At 75.6% G+C, this 8,010-nt stretch carries 8 protein-coding genes; 4 read left to right on the top strand and 4 right to left on the bottom strand.

Annotated features, from left to right (window positions below):
* Together V6U77_RS13085 and V6U77_RS13080 are read left to right on the top strand one after the other, a co-directional pair.
* Positions 1 to 1,678: DUF3488 and transglutaminase-like domain-containing protein (locus tag V6U77_RS13085; protein ID WP_334606558.1), on the top strand; the 1,678-nt coding region annotated here is incomplete at its 5' end.
* Positions 1,679 to 1,766: 88 nt separating this feature from the next.
* Positions 1,767 to 2,834, top strand: a complete 1,068-nt coding sequence (locus V6U77_RS13080; RefSeq protein WP_334606557.1) for a DUF2855 family protein — start codon at positions 1,767 to 1,769, stop codon at positions 2,832 to 2,834.
* A 194-nt stretch (positions 2,835 to 3,028) separates the two neighbouring features.
* On the opposite strand, the gene V6U77_RS13075 is transcribed toward V6U77_RS13080, so the two are convergent.
* From V6U77_RS13075 to V6U77_RS13065, 3 genes are all read right to left on the bottom strand, one after another.
* On the bottom strand, positions 3,029 to 3,745 hold the full coding sequence (locus V6U77_RS13075) for an NPCBM/NEW2 domain-containing protein (RefSeq protein ID WP_334606556.1): 717 nt from the start codon (positions 3,743 to 3,745) through the stop codon (positions 3,029 to 3,031).
* A gap of 190 nt (positions 3,746 to 3,935) precedes the next feature.
* Entirely contained in the window at positions 3,936 to 4,727 is a 792-nt protein-coding gene (locus V6U77_RS13070; RefSeq protein WP_334606555.1) for an SDR family oxidoreductase, read from the bottom strand.
* Complete coding sequence (locus tag V6U77_RS13065; RefSeq protein ID WP_334606565.1) at positions 4,724 to 5,698, bottom strand: LLM class F420-dependent oxidoreductase; 975 nt, start codon at positions 5,696 to 5,698, stop codon at positions 4,724 to 4,726. Before V6U77_RS13065 ends, V6U77_RS13070 begins: the two co-directional genes overlap by 4 nt.
* Before the next feature lie 126 nt (positions 5,699 to 5,824).
* Between V6U77_RS13065 and V6U77_RS13060 the strand changes: the two genes are divergently transcribed.
* The gene (locus V6U77_RS13060) at positions 5,825 to 6,709 is read left to right on the top strand and encodes a DUF1028 domain-containing protein (RefSeq protein WP_334606554.1); all 885 of its coding nucleotides are present in this window, start codon (positions 5,825 to 5,827) and stop codon (positions 6,707 to 6,709) included.
* A gap of 76 nt (positions 6,710 to 6,785) precedes the next feature.
* Here the strand turns inward: V6U77_RS13060 and V6U77_RS13055 are convergent, their stop codons facing one another.
* Positions 6,786 to 7,454, bottom strand: coding sequence for a maleylpyruvate isomerase N-terminal domain-containing protein (locus V6U77_RS13055; RefSeq protein WP_334606553.1), 669 nt, complete (start codon positions 7,452 to 7,454; stop codon positions 6,786 to 6,788).
* 103 nt (positions 7,455 to 7,557) lie between these two features.
* Between V6U77_RS13055 and V6U77_RS13050 the strand changes: the two genes are divergently transcribed.
* Entirely contained in the window at positions 7,558 to 8,010 is a 453-nt protein-coding gene (locus V6U77_RS13050) for a YbhB/YbcL family Raf kinase inhibitor-like protein (protein WP_334606552.1), read from the top strand.

The following is an 8,010-nucleotide window of genomic DNA, read 5'->3' as shown; positions in this document are numbered from 1 at the left end:
CCCCGCGGGCGCCGACGCGACCGCCGGGCTGGCGCCGGCCGTCCGCGCCGCCGTCCGGGCCCGGCTCGCCGCGGCCTCCGCCGCCGGCCTCGCGGTGGTCGTCGGGCTGGTCGCGCTGCTCGGTCCGCTGCTCGCCGGCCAGGTCGACGGCCGGCCGGTGGACCCTCGGCGGTACGTCGAGCCCCCGCAGGTGGAGACCCTCGACGAGAACCCGCTCATCCGCATCTCCGGCTGGGCGCTGAACCCGGGTCAGCAACTGCTCGACGTACGCACGCAGCGCCCGGGTCCCCCGGCCCCCGAGCCGGGGGACGCGCCGGGGCCGGACGCCGGTGGCCGTCCGGCGCCGGTCCGGCTGGCGGTGCTCAGCGACTACGACGGGGTGACCTGGCGGGTCGGCGCGACCTACCGCAACGCGGGGCGGATCCTGCCCGTGACGGCACCGGCGCCCGACAGCACGGTGGAGACCGTACGACAGGAGATCACCGTCGCCGGGCTGAGCGGCCGGCTGCTGCCCGCCGTCGCCACCCCGCGCGAGGTCACCGGGGCCCGGGTGGCGTACGACCCGACGACCGGGACGCTGATCCGACCGGAGGGCCTGACCCCGGGGCTGCGTTACCGCGTGACGTCGGCGCTGGAGACGCCGGACGCCAACCTGCTCGCCACGGCGGACGTACCGGCCGGCGAGGAGGTGGCCCGGGTGCTGCGGGTCGCCGACGGGGTGCCCGATCCGCTGCGCCGCCTCGCCGCCCAGCTCGCCGAGTCCAACGGCGCCCCGTACGCGCGGGCCGCCGCCGTGGAGCAGTTCCTCGCCGAGCACTACCGGCTCGTGGCGGACGCGCCGAGCGGGCACGCGTACCCGAACCTGAACTTCTTCCTCTTCGGACCCCGCGACGCGGGCGGCCAGCGGGGCACCTCCGAGCAGTTCGCGGCGGCGTTCGCCGTGCTGGGCCGGCTGACCGGCCTGCCGACCCGGGTCGTGGTGGGCTTCCGCGCCGCCGGTGACGGGCCGGTCCGGGCCGGCGACGCGTACGCCTGGCCGGAGGTGCTCTTCGAGGGGCTGGGCTGGGTGCCGTTCGACCCGCTGCCCCGGCCCGACGAGGAGCCGCGACCGGTGGAGGAGGACTTCCGCCCGACGCCGGAGGAGCCGCCCCCGTCGGAGGTGCCGGAGCCCACGGTCGGGCCGACCGCGACCCCGGAGCCGGCGGCGGCGCCGGGCCGCCCGGCCGAGTCCGGTGGGCCGCCGGCGGCGCTGCTGGTCGGCGGCGGGACGGGCGGCATGCTGCTGCTGGTCGTGGCCGCGCTGCTCACGTTGCTGCTGATGCGCCGGTCGCTGACCCGGGGGCGGCTGGAGCGGGGCGACCCCGGCCAGCGCATCGCCGGCGCCTGGCGGGAGGTCACCGACGCGCTGCGGCTGGCCGGTCACCCGGTCGGCGGGGACCTCTCCGCATCCGAGGTCGCCGCCCGCGCCCGTGCCGTCCTCCCCCTCGAGGCGGACGTCGAGGAGTTGGCGGGGCTGCTCAACCAGACGGCGTTCGCCCCGGGTACGGCCAGCGCCGAGCAGGCGGCCCGGGCGGTGGCGACGGCCGGCGACTACGTCGCCGCGCTGCGCGCCGCCCGCCCCTGGTGGCGCCGGCTCGTCTGGTCGGTGCGCCCCGGTCCCCTGCGCTGGCCCCGCTGAGCCGGTGTGCCGTCAACCCGGCCGGCGAGTGGGATTTTGCACTCACAGTGCACTTGTCTCGGCGCTGCGGTCTGCTTAGCGTCTGCCCATGCCTGCTTCCTGGACCTTCGCCGTCGCTCGTGACGACCTCAGCCGGACCACGCTCGTCGAGGGCACGACGCCCGCCCTCGCCGACGGCGAGGCACTGCTGCGGGTCGACCGCGTCGGCCTCACCGCCAACAACGTGACCTACGCCGTGCTCGGCGACGCGATGCGCTACTGGCAGTTCTTCCCGCCCGGCCCCCGTGGGCTCGGTCCGCGGTGGGGGCTGCCGCCGCTGTGGGGCTTCGCGGAGGTGGTCGAGTCGACGGTCGACGGGGTCGCGGCCGGGCAGCGGGTCTACGGCTACCTCCCGCCGGCGGGTCACCTCCTGCTGCGGCCGGACCGGGTGGACGCCTCCGGGTTCCGCGACGCGAGCGCGCACCGGGCCGACCTGCCCTCGCCGTACAACGTCTACCGGTCGACCATGGGCGACCCGGCGTACCGGGAAGACCAGGAGGACCTGCTGGTCCTGTTCCGGCCGCTGTTCTTCACCTCCTTCATGCTGGCCGACCAGGTCGTCGACAACGACTTCCACGGGGCGCAGGCGCTGGTGCTGTCGTCGGCGTCCAGCAAGACCGCGTACGCCGCCGCGTTCGAGTTGCACGGCCGCGGCCCGCGCCTGGTCGGGCTCACCTCCCCCGGCAACCTCGCGTTCACCCGGTCACTCGGGTGCTACGACGACGTCCTCACCTACGACGAGATCGACGCCCTCGACGCCGTACCGACCGTCTACCTCGACCTGTCGGGGGCGCCCGCGACCCGGGCGGCCCTGCGGCGGCGCCTCGGCGACCGGCTCGTACGCGACGTGGCGGTCGGACTCACCACCCGGACCCCGAACGCCGACGCCGCCGGGGAGGTGTTCTTCGCCCCGGTGCAGATGCGCAAGCGCCGCCAGGACTGGGGCCGCGACGGGCTCGACCAGCGGTTCACCGACGCCTGGCGACGGTTCACGGGAGTCGTGGGCGGCTGGCTCGACGTGCGGGTCGGATCCGGGCCCGACGCCCTGGAGCGCGCCTGGTCGGAGGTCCTCGCCGGCCGGACACCACCGCGCGTGGGTCAGATCGTCCGCCTGTGAACGGCGCTGCGGCACGGGCCCTGCGAGGGGCTGCTGCCGGGCGGGTCGTCCTGCCGGGTCTGCGGGCGGGCACGGAAATCGGCCCGTACGTCATGGCCGGGACGCCAGGACAGCGCTGCCGGCCTCAGCTGGTCGCACCGGCGCGGTCGCTGCCACTCCGCTACGGTTCTGCCCGCATCGCTCGGCACCTACGTTCACTCCATCGTGAAACGCGCGTCTCCCCATGTCGCCCGACCGCTGTTCCCGACGCCACCGCTCTTCTGTGCGGTCGTGACCAGCTTGATCTGACTCTTGCCGGCGACTGGGATGACCAGCTCTTTCGTCTCCTGCATCGTGAGGACGTACCCCGAATCGACCGCCACGTCGTTGAGATACACGCGGAAGTGCACCTCCGCGCCCGGCTTCGAGCCGACGTCGATGCCTATGGTCGCCCGGAAGAACTTCCAGTCACCGTCGACCGTGTAGACGTAGGTGTACTTGGATCTGAACATGTTGATCGACGCCAGGATGCTGCTGTTGAATTCCCGGGTCACGCGACCGTCGTACAACTTCGACACGTGAACGTTCGAACTGCCCTGCACGGCTTCCATGTCGGCCAGGTACCGGACAGCGGCGTCCTCTGCCGAACCGCTGCCTGACGGCGACGCCGAAGCCTCTCCGGTAGGCGCGGGCGGAGAAGTGAACGGGGCAACCGGACTCCCGTCGCTGGAACCGGAGGCTTGAGGGCTCTGGGTCACGGTGCCGTTCTGAGCGTCGGTGGACTCACCGGCGAAGGGCCAGAGCGGGACCGCGGCCGCGACGACAGTGAAGACTCCGGCGATGAGCGAAGTGATGATCCCGGCAGCGAGGGCGCCCTTGAACGCACCCGACTTCCACCATGCGGGATCGTTGTCGTGATTCGTGGACGCCATGCGCACCTTCCCACCTGTGAGGGCCCGACTTCCCGAATGACGATTGGGCACCTGCCACCCTGCCCCGACCTTGCCGCCGCCGCCATGTCACCGCGCCGTCCACATCAGACAGTCGGATACGCGACCGAGCGGTTGCCTATCCGACGGGGGGAGCAGGAAGAGCCACGGTTCCCCTGCTGCCCACGGGGGGTCAGCCCCGCAGGCGGCGGACGAGTTTGCGCAGGCCGGACTGCCAGCCGTCCGGGTCCTCCGCCTTGCGGCGGGCGTAGTCGGCGACCTCGGGGTGCGGCAGGATCAGGAAGCGCTCCTCGGCGAGACCGGCGACCACCGCGTCGGCGACCTCGTCGGCGGTGAGCACCGCGCCGGAGGCGGCCACGACGCGGGCGCCCAGGTGACCGGCGGCCAGCCCGTCGGCGAGCATGGGCGTGTCCACCCCCTGCGGGCACAGCGCGCTGATCCGGACGCCCTGGTCGCGGTAGGTGACGGAGAGCCACTCGGCGAAGCCCACGGCGGCGTGCTTGGTCGTGGCGTACGGGGCGTCGCCGACCGACGTCAGCACGCCCGCCGCCGAGCAGGTGTGCAGCAGGTGGCCGCCGCCCCGGGCGAGCATCGCCGGCAGCACCGCGCGGGCCGCGTAGACGTGGGAGAGCACGTTGACCCGCCAGGCGCGGTCCCAGCCGGCGTCGTCGACCTCCATCCCGCCGCCGGAGGTGACGCCCGCGTTGGCGCAGAACAGGTCGATGCGCCCGTACCGCTGCTCGGTGTCGGCGACCAGCGCGCGGACCTGCTCCTCGTCGGTGACGTCCAGCCCGGCGGCGTGGGCCACCGGGCCGAGGCCGTCGGCCACGGCGCGGGCCGCGTCGGCGTCGAGGTCGGCCACCACCACGGCGGCGGCGCCCTCGGCGGCGAAGCGCCGGGCCAGGGCGGAGCCGATCCCGCCGGCCCCGCCGGTTATCACCACCACCCGGTCGGTCAGGTTCACCGCGATCCACCCCCACCCAGGCGCGAGATCAGGTCCCCCAGCGCCGCCGCGCCGCCGGCGGCGAGCTCGGGGGTGGGCAGCAGGGCCAGCACCGGCACGTCCACGCCGGCCTCGGCGTAGCGGCGCACCTGCTCGCGGCAGTGCTCCGGCGAGCCGTGCAGCACCAGCGCGTCGACGACCTCGTCGGGCACCGCCGCGCCCGCGCCGCGCCGGTCCCTCGCGGCCCAGGCCCGCCACATCGGCGCCAGCGCCTCCTCCCGGCCCAGCCAGCGGTGGAACTCGGCGTACGCGGGGACGGTGAGGTAGCTGGTGATCAGCCGGCGGCCCAGGGCGCGGGCGTGCGTGGCGTCCTCGGTCGGGCAGACGAAGATCCTGGCGACCACCTCGAAGCCGGGCCGCCGCTCGCCCACCTCGGCCAGCGCCCGGGGCACGTCGGTGGCGGCGAGCCAGTTGAGGATGACCCCGTCGGCCTCGGCGCCGGCCAGGCGCAGCATCCCCGGGCGCAGCGCGGCGAGCAGTACGGGCGGTGGCACGGCGGGCCTGCGGTCCAGGGTGAAGCGGCGCACGGCGAAGGTGTCGTACTCCTCGTCGACGGTCTCCCCGGCCAGCGCCGCACGCAGGAACCGCAGCACGTCGCGGGTGCGCCGGAACGGCTCGTCGAACGGCACGGCGTTCCAGTTGCCGACGACGACCGGCGAGGACGCGCCGATGCCGAGCGCGAACCGGCCGGGGGCGGCGTCGGCCAGCGCCGCCGCGCTCATGGCCAGCAGGCCCGGGCCCCGGGTGAAGACCGGCGTGATCGCGGTGCCCAGGCGCAGCCGGGGTTGCCAGGCGGCGGCGAGCGCCAGGGGGGTGAACGCGTCGGCCCCGTTGACCTCCGAGGACCACACGTCGGTGAAGCCGGCCCGGTCGAGGGCCGCGTAGATCGCGGCGTGCTCGGCGAGCGGGATGCCGTCCAGCGGCACGGTCATGCCCCATCGCGTCGTCATCGGTCGATGGTGCCCGCTCGCCGTGCCGCAGAGCAAGATCCCGCCGAGGATCCCACACCCATCGAAGCCTAGGGATATGTACGCAGCGGCGGGAGATACTCTCCATGCGTGACCTTCTCGCTCGTCGCCCGCTCCGCCGACGGCCGCCGCCACGGCGTCGTCGTGGCGAGCAGGTTCCTGGCCGCCGGTGCGCTGGTGCCGGCCGCCGAGGCCGAGGTCGGCGCGCTCGCCACCCAGGCCCACGTCAACCTCGCCTACCGGCCGCAGGGGCTGACGCTGCTGCGCACCGGGGTGGCTGCCGCCCACGTGGTGGCCGGGCTGGTGGCCGCCGACCCGGACCGGGACCATCGCCAGCTCGGTGTGGTCGCCGCCACGGGCGCCGGCGCGACCTGGACCGGCCCCGCCTGCCACCCCTGGGCCGGGGGCCAGTCCGGGGACGGCTGGGCCGCGCAGGGCAACATCCTGGCCGGTCCGCAGGTCATCGACGCGGTCCGCGACGCCTGGCTGGGCGGGGCCGCGCTGCCGTTCGCCGACCGGCTGCTGGCCGCGCTGCGCGCCGGGGACCAGGCCGGCGGCGACCGCCGCGGCCGGCAGAGCGCCGGGCTGCTGGTGGTCGAGCGCGGCGGCGGCTACGACGGCACCGGCGACGTCCTGGTCGACCTGCGGGTCGACGACCATCCCGACCCGGTGACCGAGCTGGGTCGGCTGCTCGCGGTGCACACCCTGCTGTTCACCCGGCCCGACCCGGCCACCCTGCTCGACCTGACGGGCGCGGTCGCCGCCGAGGTCGGCGCGCTGCTGAGCGCGCTCGGGCATCCGGTCGATCCGGCGGGCCCGGAGGAGGCGCTCTTCTCCTGGGCGGGCCTGGAGAACCTGGAGGAGCGCCTGGTGCCCGGCCGCATCGACCCGGTCGTGTTGGACCACCTGCGCAAGGCCGTCCCGCACGTGCCCGCCCCGCGCCCCGAGCCGGACCCGCTCGGCGCCGACGCCTGACCCACACGCCGGGCTGTCCCCGAGGCGGGCCGCGCGGCACGGCGCCCATGGGCCCGGGCCAGGATCGGGGCCCGGATCAGCCGCCGAAGGAGAGCCAGCGCAAGCCGGCGGCGTCGACGACGGCCCGCTCGCGGACCGTGAGGGTGGCCCGGCCGGTCGCCTTGCGGATCAGCGTGAGCCGGTCCCAGCCCAGCCCGGGCGGGACCGCCCGCCCGCCGGTGAGCAGGTCGGCGACGACCTCCGCCGCGGTGGGCGTCAGCCACGGCCGCCGGTCGAGCGCCGCCGCCAGGTCCAGGCCGTGCACGCCGACCTCCACCACGCGGGTACGCAGGAACTCGCCGAGCGCCATCGCGTCGCCGTGCCGAGTGCGTACCACCCGACCCGACGGTGCGGCGTCGACGGCGTCGAGGGCGGCCCGCCAGGCCCGGTCGAAGTCGGCCACCAGGGCCGGACCGTCCAGTTCCCGGGCCTCCCGCCGGCCGGCGTCGACGCGGGCGGCGTCCACTGGCGAGGTGAACTTGGCGGCGCCGTAGTAGGTGGCGGCGTCGACCTCGGCGCGGGGCGGGGCCGGCGCGGCGAGCATGTCGACCAGCCGGCCCGCGCCGGTGCGTACGTGGGCCAGCAGTTCGCCTACGGTCCACGGCCGGCAGCCGGTCGGGCGGTCCAGGTCCGCCTCGTCGACGCCGCGCAGCACCTCGCCGAGGCGCTCGCACTCGTCGCGGAACGCCGCCCGTACGCCCTCCACCGGTCCCCTCCCCCGTCCGCCCGACCCTCTCACACCCGGCGCGGGCCGTTTCGGGGCCCACCCGGCGGGTACGCGCGGCGGGCCGACGAGAGGAGCGCCAGGGATGGCCGGGATCATGCTGCGCAGCACCGCGTTCAACGACCACGACATGCTGCCGAGCCGCTTCTCGAAGGAGGGCGGCAACGTCTCGCCCCCGCTGGAGTGGGAGCGGGTGCCGGAGTCGGCGGCCGAGCTGGTCCTGCTCGTGGAGGACCCGGACGCGGGCAGGACGCCGTTCCTGCACTGGCTGGTGACCGGGATCGCGCCGAGCGCCGGAGGGGCGCCGGAGGGCGGCGTGCCCCTGGACGGGCGCGAGTGGCCCAACGGCTTCGGCACGACCGGGTGGGGTGGCCCGCACCCGCCCCGGGGCGACGATCCCCACCGGTACTTCTTCCGGCTCTACGCGCTGGACCGGCCGCTAAAGCTGCCCGAGACGCCGCGGGCGGACGAGGTGCACCGCCTGCTCGTCGAGCGGGACGTCGCGAGCGGGACGATGGTGGGCACCTACTCCCGTTGA

The organism is Micromonospora sp. CPCC 205546 (assembly GCF_036902715.1).
Classification (GTDB): domain Bacteria; phylum Actinomycetota; class Actinomycetes; order Mycobacteriales; family Micromonosporaceae; genus Micromonospora.
Note: the sequence above shows the minus strand (reverse complement) of the source record. Positions and strands in the feature narration are given on the sequence as shown.

Excerpts from the sequence above, each read along its gene's own strand:
- V6U77_RS13065 (WP_334606565.1), bottom strand. The coding sequence starts at position 5,698 with ATGACCGTGCCGCTGGACGGCATCCCGCTCGCCGAGCACGCCGCGATC.
- V6U77_RS13075 (WP_334606556.1), bottom strand. The coding sequence starts at position 3,745 with ATGGCGTCCACGAATCACGACAACGATCCCGCATGGTGGAAGTCGGGT.
- V6U77_RS13080 (WP_334606557.1), top strand. The coding sequence starts at position 1,767 with ATGCCTGCTTCCTGGACCTTCGCCGTCGCTCGTGACGACCTCAGCCGG.
- V6U77_RS13050 (WP_334606552.1), top strand. The coding sequence starts at position 7,558 with ATGGCCGGGATCATGCTGCGCAGCACCGCGTTCAACGACCACGACATG.